Below are 12,798 nucleotides of genomic sequence, written 5' to 3' on the forward strand. Positions count from 1 at the left end.
TGATCCGGCGAACTTTCCATTAAAAAAGTAAAACCTTATTTACCTTCAACCGGTTTTATCGTCGTCAGCCGCAGGGACTGAATAACCTCCCTGCGGCTGATTTTTTTCACTCCCTGATGCGGGGTCCGCAGAACCGTATTGACGACGTAACCTTTTGTTACACCCTTTTCCCGAAGAAGAAACGACCGGCCTTGTATATTGCAAGGATGCCAAAAATGACAACAAACACAAGACACAGTACAGGTATAACAATTGCGGAGACCGCTACGATGACTGCTCCTGCCAGCTCAAGCGTCGCGATCAGGGGATTGCCCAGTCCCCCGGTCAGCAATGATGATTTCGCGCGGATGGCGCCGGTGGCACCATGAACAAAACCCGCGATCCCGCCGCCGGCAATAATCGCTAATATCCATTTTAGATGTGGGGGCATATCGACGATTACAGATGCTGCTGCAACGGTACCTGCAATAATCGAAACAGGTGAGGCGATGGCATCCAGTAGGTTATCAAGCCAGGGGATATAATAGGCGAGTATCTCAAGGACCGTTGCAGTTCCGAATGTCATTGTCGCAGAATAACCTCCGATCCACTCAAAACCAGGTGTCACGTGTAGATGCCCGGAGAGCACAGCAAGGTTCATGACAAGCAGTGGAACGAAGATCCTGAAACCGCATGCTGCGCTCAGTCCGATGCCGGTCATTATTCCAAACAATGTCTCCAATATGCCTCCGCTTCTCAATTTTCAAGCAATTTTTACTATTTTACAACAATTTTTATCCGACTTTGCGCTTGATTTTCCCCTGGAACCGGATTATTTTCTGACAATCGGAGGGGATCATGAATACTGTACAATACAGGGCTCATCAGCTTGCCGGTCTGCAAAAAAACCTTCTGTGGATGACCATTCTCGTTCTTTTTGTTCTTTTTCCCGGTTTTGTGATTGCCGGTATTACCGACCGCATCGCTCAATGCGCTGCAATAAAAAACGATATCGAGCGATTGAAATGTTTCGATGACCTGGCCGGAAGAAAATCCTCAATGAAGCCGATAACCCTGTTGCCCGCAGAGGACAACACGTCACGGCAGACAGATACCGCGACAGGGGTTCGACCGGGCGACGGGGAACAGGCGACCCCGTCGGTCATGTCCAGGCAATGGGAACTGGATGCCGCAAGCCGGGAAAATGCTCCCGTGATCAGGGCGCACCGGCCGAATTACTTCCTGCCCGTCGCCTACAATTCATCACCAAACAAGGATCAAGGCCTTGACGTTGATTCCCACGCAAGGGCACAGAATAATGAGGCAAAGTTTCAACTCAGCTTCAAGGTAAAACTCTGGGAAGACATCGTGGGTAAAGATGTGGACCTGTGGTTTGCCTATACACAGCTTTCTTTCTGGCAGCTTTATAACTCCACATTTTCTTCGCCCTTCCGCGAAACCAATTATGAACCGGAGGTCCTTCTGAATTTCCGCATGAATTATGACCTTCTTGGGTTGAAGGGGCGCGTTATCAACCTGGGCATCAATCATCAGTCTAACGGTCGCGCAAAGCCGCTTTCGAGAAGCTGGAACCGGATTGTCGCAAACTTTGGATTTGAGCGGAACAATTTCAATCTCCTCCTGAAAACATGGTACAGGATACCTGAAAATGCACAGGATGACGACAACCCGGATATTGACAGGTATCTTGGCTACGGTGAGATATGGGGATACTATTATCTTGATAAGCACAGGTTCGCCGCCATGTGGCGCAACAATCTCAGACCCGGTGATAACAGGGGCGCCGTACAGCTCGACTGGAGCTTCCCCTTCCCTTTCATCCACAACGAACGGATCAGCGGGTATATCCAGTATTTCAATGGTTACGGGGAAAGCCTGCTCGATTACAACGCCAACGTAAACCGGATAGGGTTCGGTATCATGCTTACGGACTGGTATTAAAATTTCAGGCATGATAAATATGCAAAGGAGGGTTATAAATGATGCACAGGATAGCGATCATCCCAGGTGATGGTATTGGTAAAGAGGTGGTACCTGAGGGTATCCGCGCACTTGATGCTGCAGGAAAGCGTTTCGGTATCCGGTTCCAGTGGGAATATTTTCCATGGGGCTGCGAATACTATGCTTCGCATGGCCAGATGATGCCCCCGGACGGGCTGGATATACTTAAGGGGTTTGAGGCAATCTACCTTGGCGCTGTCGGACATCCGGAAGTACCGGACCATGTATCGCTCTGGGGCCTTCTCATCCCTATACGCAGGACATTTCGTCAGTATATCAACCTGAGGCCGGTGCGGTTGCTCAAAGGCATAGAGAGCCCACTCAGGGATAAGAAACCGAACGACATAGACCTGTGCGTGGTAAGGGAAAATAACGAGGGAGAGTATTCCAATATCGGAGGCAGGATGTATGCGGGGACTGAACAGGAGATGGTTGTTCAGGCATCGATCTTTACCCGTAAAGGTGTTGAAAGGGTAATACGGTTTGCCTTTGAGCTGGCAGCGAAAAGGCCGAAGAGACATCTCACGTCAGCAACAAAATCAAACGGCATCGTCTTTACCATGCCATACTGGGACGAGATCTTCCAGGATATCTCAAAAGAGTATCCCCGGGTTAAAGCTGACCAGTATCACATCGATGGGCTTACCGCAGCGCTTGTACTCCGTCCTGAACGATTTGACGTCCTCGTCGGCAGCAATCTTTTCGGCGATATCCTGTCAGACCTGACCCCTGCACTTGCGGGAAGCCTCGGGATAGCGCCATCGGGAAACCTGAATCCCGAGAAAGAATGCCCGTCCATGTTCGAGCCTGTTCACGGTTCTGCCCCTGATATTGCAGGGAAAGGTATCGCAAATCCGATCGGGCAGATATGGTCAGGCGCCATGATGCTCGGACATCTCGGTTACCCAGAAGCAGCGAAGGCGATCGAGGTCGCCATCGAAGCGATACTGGGAGAAGGTAAGGTACGAACGCCTGATCTCGGCGGGAGTTCGACTACGGAAGAGGTAGGAAAAGCGGTAACAGAATATATTCTCAAAGGCAGCCCGTAGCTTATGGGAAATAGTATATCGTATTTCGTATATAGTATATCGTAACTTCCAGTTCATCATCTTACACCGAACAGCTCTTTTTGCATTTCGATATACGAACTACGATATACGATATACTTTCAATTATTATCTTCCGGCTTTTCTGCTGCTATGTTTTTAAGGGGTATATCTAAAAAGTGAGACAGTTGTTCCGCTGTCCGGTGGGCGGATTCATAGTCATCGGGAGATGGGATGTAGAACGGGGCGGAATGTCCGGAACCAATAAGGTTTATTACGCAGACATCGCCGGAATCTCTATCCCCGGCATGAAGATCCAGACAGACACATTCGAATGCATCAAGGCTATGTTCAGTCCTTTTCATGGGGACAAAAAGACCCCACCATTGTGTTATTGTGCGGCTCCGTCGATTGACCGTGATCCCGTTCCTTACAAACACGAGGGCAGCACCTGCAATCGTAAAGACAAGACCCAACGGCATTATCAGGGCGAGGATAATGGGGCCTTCTTCAATCTCCACGGGAATAAAACCAGAGGGGATCTGGAGTACGAAAAGTCCTGCGAGCAGGAACGGTAAACCGGAGACCGACAGGCACCCGCTGCCCCGCTTCATTTTCAGGATATCAGGATCATTTGTCTGTGTAAAACAGGGTTGACGCACTGCACCTCTTACAATGTATTATAGAACCACTTTTTCAACTACATGGCGAATGATCGGCCGCAGCGAAGGGTTGAGATTCTCTACACTGATAGCAATATCCGGATGTACTTTCCTGAAGACCCTGAATATCTCATCGGCAAAACCCTGGCCTATGGAGCGGACACCAAGAAAGTCTATGATGATCTCTCTGAATTTATCGAGACCGTTCAGTATCCGTCTTGCCTCGGAACGCGACACGAGCTCTTTGTGGTACAATGCAACGAAGACCCTTGTTTTTTCAAAGCGGTGCTCGTACTCTGCCGGCGCGTAGAGATTAAAGATGTCCCCGAGTTTTCTTTTCGAGTTGCGGCTGATACGGAAAGACACCTCCGTGCCTTTGGTGAACCTTCGCGCCGCCATGAACACATCTTTTACCTTGTTATCAAAAACAAGTTCTGCCCTGTGTGACTGGAAGATGATATGATCTCCCGATTTTGAGGTAAAAAATACACCTTCACCGGTGTGTCTTTCTTTCATTGTTGTTGTTTTCCCCTTCAGGAGCTCGCCCACGGCAGCCGATTCATCGGGGAGGCTCAACTTTTTGAAAACGGAATAGAATATCCCTATGCCGTAATCTTTAATCTTGAAACCACAGTTATACGCATTCAGAAAAAATTCGATATCGCCAAGTTTTGACTCTGAGTGTTCGATAGCGTTATCAATCATCTCGGTAAACGCATACCGGACAATATCAAAGACATTATGGGAGATGTTTTTCCTCAATTGCAGGTTTGACTCACATTCATTGAATACAACATGTTCCTCGAGACCCTCCAGGACATATCGCTTCTTAAACTTCTGTGACACATCTTTTTTATCTGTCGTGCTGTGTATTGTGTAAACCGTTCCCTTCGTGGTGCCTTCTTTACATACCTTGCCATTTTCGATAAGACCCTTCAGGTGCTTATTGATTGCCTGTCTTGATATCCCGAAGGCCTCGGCAAGCTCCCGTCCTGAGGCAAGTTGCCTGGCTTTGAGGTATTTAAGCAGATTTTTTTTCGTGACCATATGATCATTATACAACTATTGTCAACCATATTGTCAACCCATAAAATACTTTATTGTCAACCAGGGCAGTTATGAGGTCCAAAAAAACAGCTTCGCGAACCAAACCCGACACCTGTGACCAGCGGCCCGTGACATCATAACGCATTCACATCTCTCAGAAGCGTTCTCATTTTATGTATAGTATTAAGAAGCGGCATGTGGTATAATGAATTGTTTGATAATTTTACCTGCCTAAGCATCAGAAAGAGAATAGCCTCAGAGTATCGTTGGAACAGCAGTAATAAGGAGGATATATGTCGTTTAAAGGTGCCAAAGAACCTTTTTCCTGCATGGCCGCCACCGCACATTTAGATGAGGCCAAAAAAGCCCTTGCTGATGGTTATAAACCTGATACGAATCTGATGAAAGCGGTTTGGGGCAGAGTGAGCGACGCAAAAAAACATCTTGAGGCAATCAGACCGGAATCACCTGCATATGTTGCGGTCAGGGGACTCATGAACGAAGTACATTTGAGAGAACGGAAGATAGAGATTGTGTGTATTGGCATCACGAATCACCTCATGATAAAGCAGCGTGAAATATTAACGGATGAATTGGAACAGTATTACCTGAACAGAGGCATACTCGTCAACATAGAACTAAGCGGCCCGGATAAAACATCTATGCGATTGGTGTGTCCGTTGCTGCGTGAGACATCAATTGAGAGAATTTTACATGAAACTAACTTCTTCGCTCATCTCAGGAAGGCCGGTTTTAAAAGAGTGATATTGGGTGATAATGAAGAGTATGCCAGAACATACAGTATTGGAACAACATGAAACAAACAATACGGGGAGGATCTGTGTTAATAGGAAAAATCACAAGAAACGGGAAACAAAGACTGCTGGTAACGATAGAGGAGAATAAAGGGGCCAAGGTTATTGATGTACGAGCCTATAATATCATTAACGATGGGGAGTTAGTCCCCACTCAGGAAGGTATTGCTCTGCCGCCGGAAACGATAGAAACCCTCATAGGGCTTTTACGGGAGGCGCAAAAAAGATTGCCGGCAGCGTGAGCCCCAGGAGGAAAGCAGCGGAGGGCTGAGGGCTGAGAGCAGAACATAAGTCTTATATGGTCTATTGGACCTATAGTATTTTATAGCGAGTTCACGAGCGAGAAGGGGTGGCTCCGGCAGCTTTGCTGCTGGAGGGGGCGACGTGAGCCCCAGAAATAGTTTATAGCGAGTTCACGAGCGAGAAGGGGTGGCTCCGGCAGCTTTGCTGCTGGAGGGGGCGACGTGAGCCCCAGAAACTGAGAGGAGGCAAAGTTGGCAAAACATAGCGGATTTTTTGGACATAAAAAGAGACAAAAAGAGATAGCCCGCCTTGAGAAACAGAAAGAAAAGCGGGAGCGCCGTTTGAGGCCAAAGGTCAGGGAAGACGACGCCGATCCCGCAGAGCCGGAGATTACGGAAGGGACCGAGGGTGTTGATGAAGGCGAACATGACCTCCCTGCGGAATAATGTATGAATTGAGACGTATGATGTTGGGTGGAAGACAAAACTTGTTCAACGTTAAGACCTGACAGACGAAATACACTAAACGAATCAAATAGACCGGGTTCCTGGCTGATCGCTCATGGCTAACTGCTGATAACTGCTTTTTTATTTAGTACATCTTCTCTTCGTATTCTTCAGGAAGACTCTGTTCCCCGGGATATTGTCCCGGAGCATCTCCTTCCATCTTTTCTATATATTCAAAGATAGGGGTGGCGGCGAAGGTATGGATTTGCACGGTCCCCCTTGAGCCAAGTTCAATGGAAACCTTGGCGATTGTCTCATTATCCGGTGCTTCCAGGACGCTGAGAAAGTCATATAATCCCAATAATGCGTACTGAGCAAGGACCTTTGCTCCCATTTGTTCAATCTCTTGATCCACTTCCTTGATGCGTTCAGGGTTGTTTTTGACCGTTTCTCTCCCTTCGTTGGTAAGCTTGCTCAGCATAATGTAAATTTGCATTAATCCCTCCTTTTTATTCTTTACCCTAAAAGTATAGCGTAAAAAGATCCATTGTCAACATGTTCAAAAAGCAGCGGAGAGCGAAGAGCTGAGGGCAGAGAGTACAATGCCACTGACGACTGGTTTAGCTATCAGCTATCAGCTTAAAGCCTTTTTTGTTTTAGCTGACTGCTGTATGCTGACTGCTGACTGCTGGTTTACAGAGGGGGCGACGCAAGCCCCGGTATAAGGCAGCAGAGAGCATGGAGCAGAGAGCGGAGAGTGGAAAGCGAAAAGAAGAATATAGGTCTTATAGGACCTATTGGACCTATAATATTCTGTAGCGAACATCGTGAGCGAGAGTGGGGAGGCTCCGGCAGCTCTGCTGCTGGAGGGGGCGACGCAAGCCCCATTCAATAGAACCTTGCATTGACAAATATGCAATGCCATGCAAAAATCGTCTGTAATTACAGTTAAAATCAAAAACAAGGGGGAAAAAATGAAACATTTTACGGCAATGAGGTCTGTAGTATTGGCTACCGCAATGCTTGCAATAACCCTTCTTACGGGGTTCTCGTATGTCCAGGCCGCTGACTTTGCCTCACAGCTTGCAGAACAATATCTCAAAAAGACGCCTGTCACCGAGATCGATGCAAACATGACGATGGAGCAGGCGGCAAAAGTACAGGAACGGTTCGTTGCGCTCATCAGCAAGGAATTCGGGGAACTGGCCGGCTACAAGGCAGGTCTTACCAATCCCCAGGTGCAAAAGGTCTTCGGCGTCAACCAGCCTGTGCGGGGTACGCTGCTTGCGAAGATGATGCTCAAGAACGGGGCCGTTGTTCCCGCAAATTTCGGTACTGTCCCGATGACGGAAGGCGACCTCGTTGTGAGGGTCAAGGACGAGGGGATAAACCAGGCGAAGACCGGCGTGGAAGCGCTGAAGCACCTCGATGCGGTAATACCTTTCATAGAGCTGCCTGACATGGTCTGCGGCAAGGGTGTCAAATTCAACGGTCCTGTCCTCGTTGCCATCAACGTCGGCTCCCGTTACGGTGTCCTCGGCGATCCCATCCCGCTGGAGGCAACGCCGGAATGGGCAGAGCGGCTGAAGAATTTTACCCTTCAGGTCGTCGATGAAAAAGGCGCGGTCGTCAGCGAAGGGAAAGGGGCCGCCCTCCTCGGCGACCCACTGGCCGTAGTCCTCTGGATCAAGGATTCGGTGGCTGCCGAAGGAAAAAAATTAAAGAAAGGCGACATCCTCTCCCTCGGTTCGATAACAAAGATGATACCTGCAAAGCCGGGCATGACCCTCAAGGCCAGGTATACCGGTTTAGATCCAAAGGGTCCGGTGGAGGTAACGGTAAGCTTTAAATAGCCGTCAGCGAAAAGAATCAGGTTAAGGCTAAGGTTGAGGTTGAGGTTGAGAAAAACCGGAGTTTGCTTAACCTTAGCCTTAACCTCAGCCTGCCTTTTGCTTAATTTACTTCATTGCTTTTTTCAGGAAGGAAACGACATCCGTTAAAGACCGGTTACGTATATTCTCATCAAAACCTATATGGTAGCCCTTTGCCGCTGCCATACACGCATTCCACCTGTCCTGATTGTACGGCAATATACCCTTGGCGCCAAGCAGCGTTAACCCGTTGGGCGATTTTGGCGCCAGTAAAACCAGGGGGCACTTCACGGTGTTTGCAAGGTTTGCCTTGTATGATGCCGGTGTGTACCATGAATTTCCCCACCCATGATATGTTTCCGGGTATATGATAGTCTCAATCGGCGCCGGAGATCCTGCATGCTTTGTATAATCCAGATACAACTGGAGCTTTGAAGGCGGACCGCAATCATCCTTATCGCCCATCAGGACCAGTATCGGCGATCCCGTGTAGGAATCGCTGCCTGCCTCAATACCCCAGGTGAGCATTGGATAAAAAGATACGTGGGCGGCAAAACGGATGCCACCTTTAACACGGGAAGCCCGCAGCGGCTCAAAGGCGGTAATATGAGCGATATCGCCGCCTATGGAGATCCCTGCAATAGCGATGTGTTGGGCATCTATCCTGGGATGTTGTGCCAGGAGGTTTAACGCGTGGTATGCATCCGCTGTCATTGGGCCAAAAAGGTTCCAGCCTCCTGTTAAGGCTGCATCGCGGATCCCGCGCGACCGGGCACTCTCCATTGTCAGGACTGCAAAACCTGCCCTGGAAAAGGCTTCAGCATACCAGCCCTCACAGGGTTCTGAAAAACCAGTAATGCTGTGGATCAGGACGATAGCCGGATATTTCTCCTTCACTTCATTCGGAAAGGAGAGTGTCGCGGTGATTGTAACTGTTGACGGTGCTCTGCCTTTCAGCATGTCAGGCAGGTTCGTATAACTTTCTGATTCGAACTCAATCTTTTCCCGTGCGCCGGTTGCAACAGGTTCAACGCCCACAACAAACAATGGCCGGATAGCACAGACAAGAAAAAACGATATACACACTGCCTTCAGGACCAACCCTGTACGATCGATACGTTTCATTTATCTCTCCTCTTTCATCTATCTCCATTGTCCCGCAATTTCAACTACTTTGCAATGTTTTTTATGGCTTTTCCTTGATATTCTCAGGAAAAAGTTGTATTGTATCATATCGTTTTATCCCCTTTTCTAAAAGGAGTTGAGGATGTTGATTTCAATTATCGGTAATGCCTGCTGCGGAAAGACAACGCTCTTCCGGGCACTCAGCGGAATTGACATGAACAGCCAGAACGCTGTTAATCCCGGCTCTATTACGACGATCGATGTTCCTGATGAACGGCTCGACACTCTTACAAAGATATTCAAGCCAAGAAAAACTGTATATGCACGGATAGAGGCAGCCGACACCGCTGCCATACGGGAAGGCGATGCCAAAAACGAGACGATGAACCCCAAGATGCTTCACCAGCTGCGATTCAGCGATGCCTTCCTCCTTGTTTTGCGCTGCTTTGACAACGGCTATCCCGTTGACCCTGTCGGAGATTATCACACGCTTAATACCGAATTTATCCTTGCCGACATGGCCCAGATAGAGAAACGCCTTGAGCGGATCGCAAATCAGAATGGAAAAAAGGATAACCCTCTCCTGCAGCAGGAAAAGGCCCTTCTGGAGGAGTGCCTTTCCCACCTGAACGAAGGAAAACCTCTCAGCACCATCCACACGATGAAAGAGACCGGCAAAATGCTTCGCAGTTTTCAGTTCTTGTCAGAGAAGCCGATAATGGTCGTAATAAACTATGCCGAAGAAATGGGCCGGGAGATGGAAGGCGCCATGCAGGCGATAAAGCTGGCGCTGCCCGACAACGTCCCTGCCGTGGCTGCATGCGCAAAGCTTGAGGCTGAACTGACCCTGGTCGCGCCGGACGAACGTTCCGGCCTTATGGCGGAGTATGGCATTACCGAAACGATCCGCAGCACAATCATACAGCTTTCCTCAAAGACCCTCGGGCTTATCTCCTTTCTTACCGTTGGAGAAGATGAGTGCCGCGCATGGCCGATACAGGACGGTATGAGCGCCCAGGATGCTGCCGGCACGATCCACAGTAATTTCTATGACAAGTTTATCCGCGCAGAGACCGTTGCCTATGACGCATTCATTGAACACAACGGCTTTGCGGGCTGCAAAAAGGCCGGCCTCTGGCGTCTTGAAGGAAAGACGTATATCGTCCGGGACGGCGACATCCTCACCATCAGGGCAGGGAACTAAACTGCCTGCCGATACTTTTCCTTGTGTAAATCGTATAAAACAGGTATCATAAAGGCAAAGAGGAGCCAATGAGGCGGGTCATACTCATCGATTTCGAAAATATTCAAAAACTGGATTTTGAACCTATTGATACTGCCGACACGGAGATCATAGTCTTTGTCGGCAAATCACAAAACAAGATACCTTTCCACCTTGTTGAGAAGGCCCAGACCATGGGTAACCGGATCAAATGGCTTAAGATAGCGGGTGACGGCAAGAACAACCTTGATTTCCACATAGCCTTTGAACTGGGACGTTTGAGCGAAAGATCGGAAAAGGATATTTCATTGATAATACTTTCAAAAGACAGCGGGTATGATTCTTTGATAAAGTACATCAGTGATACCGGCATACAAACAAAAAGGATTGCAAACCTTGCCGAACTATCTGACAGTAAAAAACTACCGCCCTCATCAAAATTTACCGACTACATCGTTGCCAATCTCAATAAGATAGATAATCAGAAACGTCCGCGAACGAGGGGAACATTGAAGAAACATGTTGAATCATTATTACGGGACAGGGCAAATGCCGGTGAGATCGATTCAATCATTGAAGAGATGTTCATTAAAGGCCTATTGACCCAGACGAATAACCGACTGAAATATATCCTGGATTCACAACATTAACTCACGGTAAACCATCTTAGATACAGTCACATACAGTATTGCAGCGTAGACAGTATTGCAGCGTCCCGCACATTCGTTATTCAAAGATGATTCCAATTGACTTCGGCCAGATGATTTCTTATAGTAAATATGCAAATACCATTCAATAACATACGGGGAGGACAGGATGCAATTTGAACAGACCTTTATTAACTTTCTTCTTCGTCATCAGGAAAAATACAACCGGACCTACCACTTCCTGATCCTTATGGATGCGCTGATAAGCGCGGCAAAACACATCCAGCATTATTACCTGACGGGTGCGCTGAAGGGGAATCTCGGCTTTGCCAATCTGATCAATGTACAGGGCGAGGATGTGATGCGCATGGATCAGATAGCGCATGAGATTGCCATACACTACCTCAAGACAACGGAGAGGGTGATAAGCGCTGTCAGCGAGGAAGCGGATGAAATAATAACCCTCAACGAAGACGGCGGCAGATATTTTATTTATTTTGATCCCCTCGACGGTTCGTCAAACGTTTCACATGGTCTGCCGGTCGGTTTCCTCTTCGGTATCGCAAAGCGGAACCTCGAAGGTCCGGAGGACTACCATCTGAGGGCGGGCAGGGATTATATAGCCGCAGGGATGTTCGTCATCCCCACCGGCACCTTTACCATTGCCCTGAAAGATGCCGGGACATGGAGGTTCCATATCGATGAAACCATGAACTACGTCAAGCCCGTACCGATGGTACTTCCGGAGGATAAAAAAAGCTGGGAGTTATCATTCAACTCCGCGAACCGGAATACGTACTCTGAAAAGGTCCAGAAATGGATACAGGAGAACGAACAGAAATATGCCTTCAGGTATCTCGGCGCCCTGGCTGGAGACTTTCACCGGATCCTCTCCAATGGCGGCATGTTCATGTATCCTGCTATCATCAACCACCCGAACCCGAAAAAGAACCGGCCTGACGGAAAACTCCGGCTCATGTATGAGGCGGCGGTTGTGGCATTCATGTGCTGCGAGGCCGGCGGAGATGCCGTGAACGAGAAAGGCATCCCGATACTCGACATCCAGCCCGAAAAACACCACCAGAGAACGGCACTATATGTGGGATCGAAGCCGCTGGTGGATGAGATAGCAGAGGTCTTACGGAGCGCATAACTCGATACTCGATACTGGAATGCTTGATACTCGATGAAAAAGGCAGCTCATGGCAAATCCTAAATTCGAATATCAAAATGCATGGCTAAATCCGAAGCACGAATATCTAAATCCTAAACAAATCCAAATGTTCCAATGTTCAAATATCAAAACAGTTGAACAAAATAACTGTGTCATTGCGAGCGAAGCGCGGCGTTTTGTCATTGCGAGCCCGCAGGGCGTGGCAATCCCATCTTTGAGATCGCCACGTCGCTTCGCTCCTCGCGATGACAATACGTTTTGAAAGTTCGATATTTGAATTTTGATATTATTTCGAATTTAGATATTAGAATTTCGTGCTTATGCAAAAAAAAGGGGGGGGAGCATGCGCCCCCCCTTGTATCAAGTCAATCGGCGAGATCGCTTACGCTTTCAACGCCGGCTGCCTCGCCAAGATAATCTTTAAGGTTGGGTTGGATAACAACCGGTTTTATGGATTTCTCAATGTACTGACGGGTACCTTTCATCCCCAACAGATCGA

15 protein-coding genes are annotated in these 12,798 nt (G+C 48.3%); 10 read left to right on the forward strand and 5 right to left on the reverse strand.

Annotated elements, in window-relative coordinates:
• Positions 1 to 157: 157 nt before the first annotated feature.
• Positions 158 to 721, reverse strand: a complete 564-nt coding sequence (locus PHU49_08455) for a DUF4126 domain-containing protein (GenBank protein ID MDD5244034.1) — start codon at positions 719 to 721, stop codon at positions 158 to 160.
• A gap of 116 nt (positions 722 to 837) precedes the next feature.
• On the opposite strand from PHU49_08455, the gene PHU49_08460 reads away from it, so the two are divergent.
• Positions 838 to 1,941, forward strand: a complete 1,104-nt coding sequence (locus PHU49_08460; protein MDD5244035.1) for a phospholipase A — start codon at positions 838 to 840, stop codon at positions 1,939 to 1,941.
• A 38-nt stretch (positions 1,942 to 1,979) separates the two neighbouring features.
• Positions 1,980 to 3,050, forward strand: coding sequence for a tartrate dehydrogenase (locus PHU49_08465; GenBank protein MDD5244036.1), 1,071 nt, complete (start codon positions 1,980 to 1,982; stop codon positions 3,048 to 3,050).
• A gap of 119 nt (positions 3,051 to 3,169) precedes the next feature.
• Here PHU49_08465 and PHU49_08470 read toward each other — a convergent pair whose 3' ends face one another.
• The gene (locus tag PHU49_08470) at positions 3,170 to 3,709 is read right to left on the reverse strand and encodes a hypothetical protein (GenBank protein MDD5244037.1); all 540 of its coding nucleotides are present in this window, start codon (positions 3,707 to 3,709) and stop codon (positions 3,170 to 3,172) included.
• A gap of 18 nt (positions 3,710 to 3,727) precedes the next feature.
• Positions 3,728 to 4,756, reverse strand: a complete 1,029-nt coding sequence (locus PHU49_08475; GenBank protein MDD5244038.1) for a DUF4325 domain-containing protein — start codon at positions 4,754 to 4,756, stop codon at positions 3,728 to 3,730.
• Between the two features lie 293 nt (positions 4,757 to 5,049).
• On the opposite strand from PHU49_08475, the gene PHU49_08480 reads away from it, so the two are divergent.
• The 3 genes from PHU49_08480 (at position 5,050) to PHU49_08490 (ending at position 6,260) form a co-directional block, all read left to right on the forward strand.
• Positions 5,050 to 5,574 carry a hypothetical protein gene (locus tag PHU49_08480; GenBank protein MDD5244039.1) on the forward strand — a complete coding sequence of 175 codons (525 nt, stop codon included), beginning with the start codon at positions 5,050 to 5,052 and terminating at the stop codon, positions 5,572 to 5,574.
• Positions 5,575 to 5,597: 23 nt separating this feature from the next.
• A complete protein-coding gene (locus tag PHU49_08485) occupies positions 5,598 to 5,813 on the forward strand; it encodes a transcriptional coactivator p15/PC4 family protein (protein MDD5244040.1) in 216 nt (71 codons plus the stop codon).
• Between the two features lie 252 nt (positions 5,814 to 6,065).
• Complete coding sequence (locus PHU49_08490) at positions 6,066 to 6,260, forward strand: hypothetical protein (GenBank protein MDD5244041.1); 195 nt, start codon at positions 6,066 to 6,068, stop codon at positions 6,258 to 6,260.
• A gap of 145 nt (positions 6,261 to 6,405) precedes the next feature.
• Here PHU49_08490 and PHU49_08495 read toward each other — a convergent pair whose 3' ends face one another.
• Positions 6,406 to 6,756, reverse strand: a complete 351-nt coding sequence (locus PHU49_08495) for a GYD domain-containing protein (protein ID MDD5244042.1) — start codon at positions 6,754 to 6,756, stop codon at positions 6,406 to 6,408.
• Positions 6,757 to 7,234: 478 nt separating this feature from the next.
• Between PHU49_08495 and PHU49_08500 the strand changes: the two genes are divergently transcribed.
• The gene (locus tag PHU49_08500; GenBank protein MDD5244043.1) at positions 7,235 to 8,113 is read left to right on the forward strand and encodes a hypothetical protein; all 879 of its coding nucleotides are present in this window, start codon (positions 7,235 to 7,237) and stop codon (positions 8,111 to 8,113) included.
• Positions 8,114 to 8,218: 105 nt separating this feature from the next.
• Here PHU49_08500 and PHU49_08505 read toward each other — a convergent pair whose 3' ends face one another.
• The gene (locus tag PHU49_08505; protein MDD5244044.1) at positions 8,219 to 9,256 is read right to left on the reverse strand and encodes a dienelactone hydrolase family protein; all 1,038 of its coding nucleotides are present in this window, start codon (positions 9,254 to 9,256) and stop codon (positions 8,219 to 8,221) included.
• A 142-nt stretch (positions 9,257 to 9,398) separates the two neighbouring features.
• Here PHU49_08505 and PHU49_08510 point away from each other — a divergent pair, with 142 nt between their 5' ends.
• The 4 genes from PHU49_08510 (at position 9,399) to PHU49_08525 (ending at position 12,561) form a co-directional block, all read left to right on the forward strand.
• The gene (locus PHU49_08510; protein MDD5244045.1) at positions 9,399 to 10,460 is read left to right on the forward strand and encodes a DUF933 domain-containing protein; all 1,062 of its coding nucleotides are present in this window, start codon (positions 9,399 to 9,401) and stop codon (positions 10,458 to 10,460) included.
• 68 nt (positions 10,461 to 10,528) lie between these two features.
• Entirely contained in the window at positions 10,529 to 11,128 is a 600-nt protein-coding gene (locus PHU49_08515; GenBank protein ID MDD5244046.1) for a PIN domain-containing protein, read from the forward strand.
• A gap of 166 nt (positions 11,129 to 11,294) precedes the next feature.
• Positions 11,295 to 12,278 (forward strand): hypothetical protein, encoded by a 984-nt coding sequence (locus PHU49_08520; GenBank protein ID MDD5244047.1) that lies wholly within the window; start codon positions 11,295 to 11,297, stop codon positions 12,276 to 12,278.
• Between the two features lie 49 nt (positions 12,279 to 12,327).
• Positions 12,328 to 12,561: a hypothetical protein gene (locus PHU49_08525; GenBank protein ID MDD5244048.1), complete on the forward strand. Its 234-nt coding sequence runs from the start codon at positions 12,328 to 12,330 to the stop codon at positions 12,559 to 12,561.
• Positions 12,562 to 12,798 lie beyond the last annotated feature (237 nt).

It is taken from the genome of Syntrophorhabdaceae bacterium (assembly GCA_028713955.1).
Taxonomy (GTDB): domain Bacteria; phylum Desulfobacterota; class Syntrophorhabdia; order Syntrophorhabdales; family Syntrophorhabdaceae; genus UBA5609.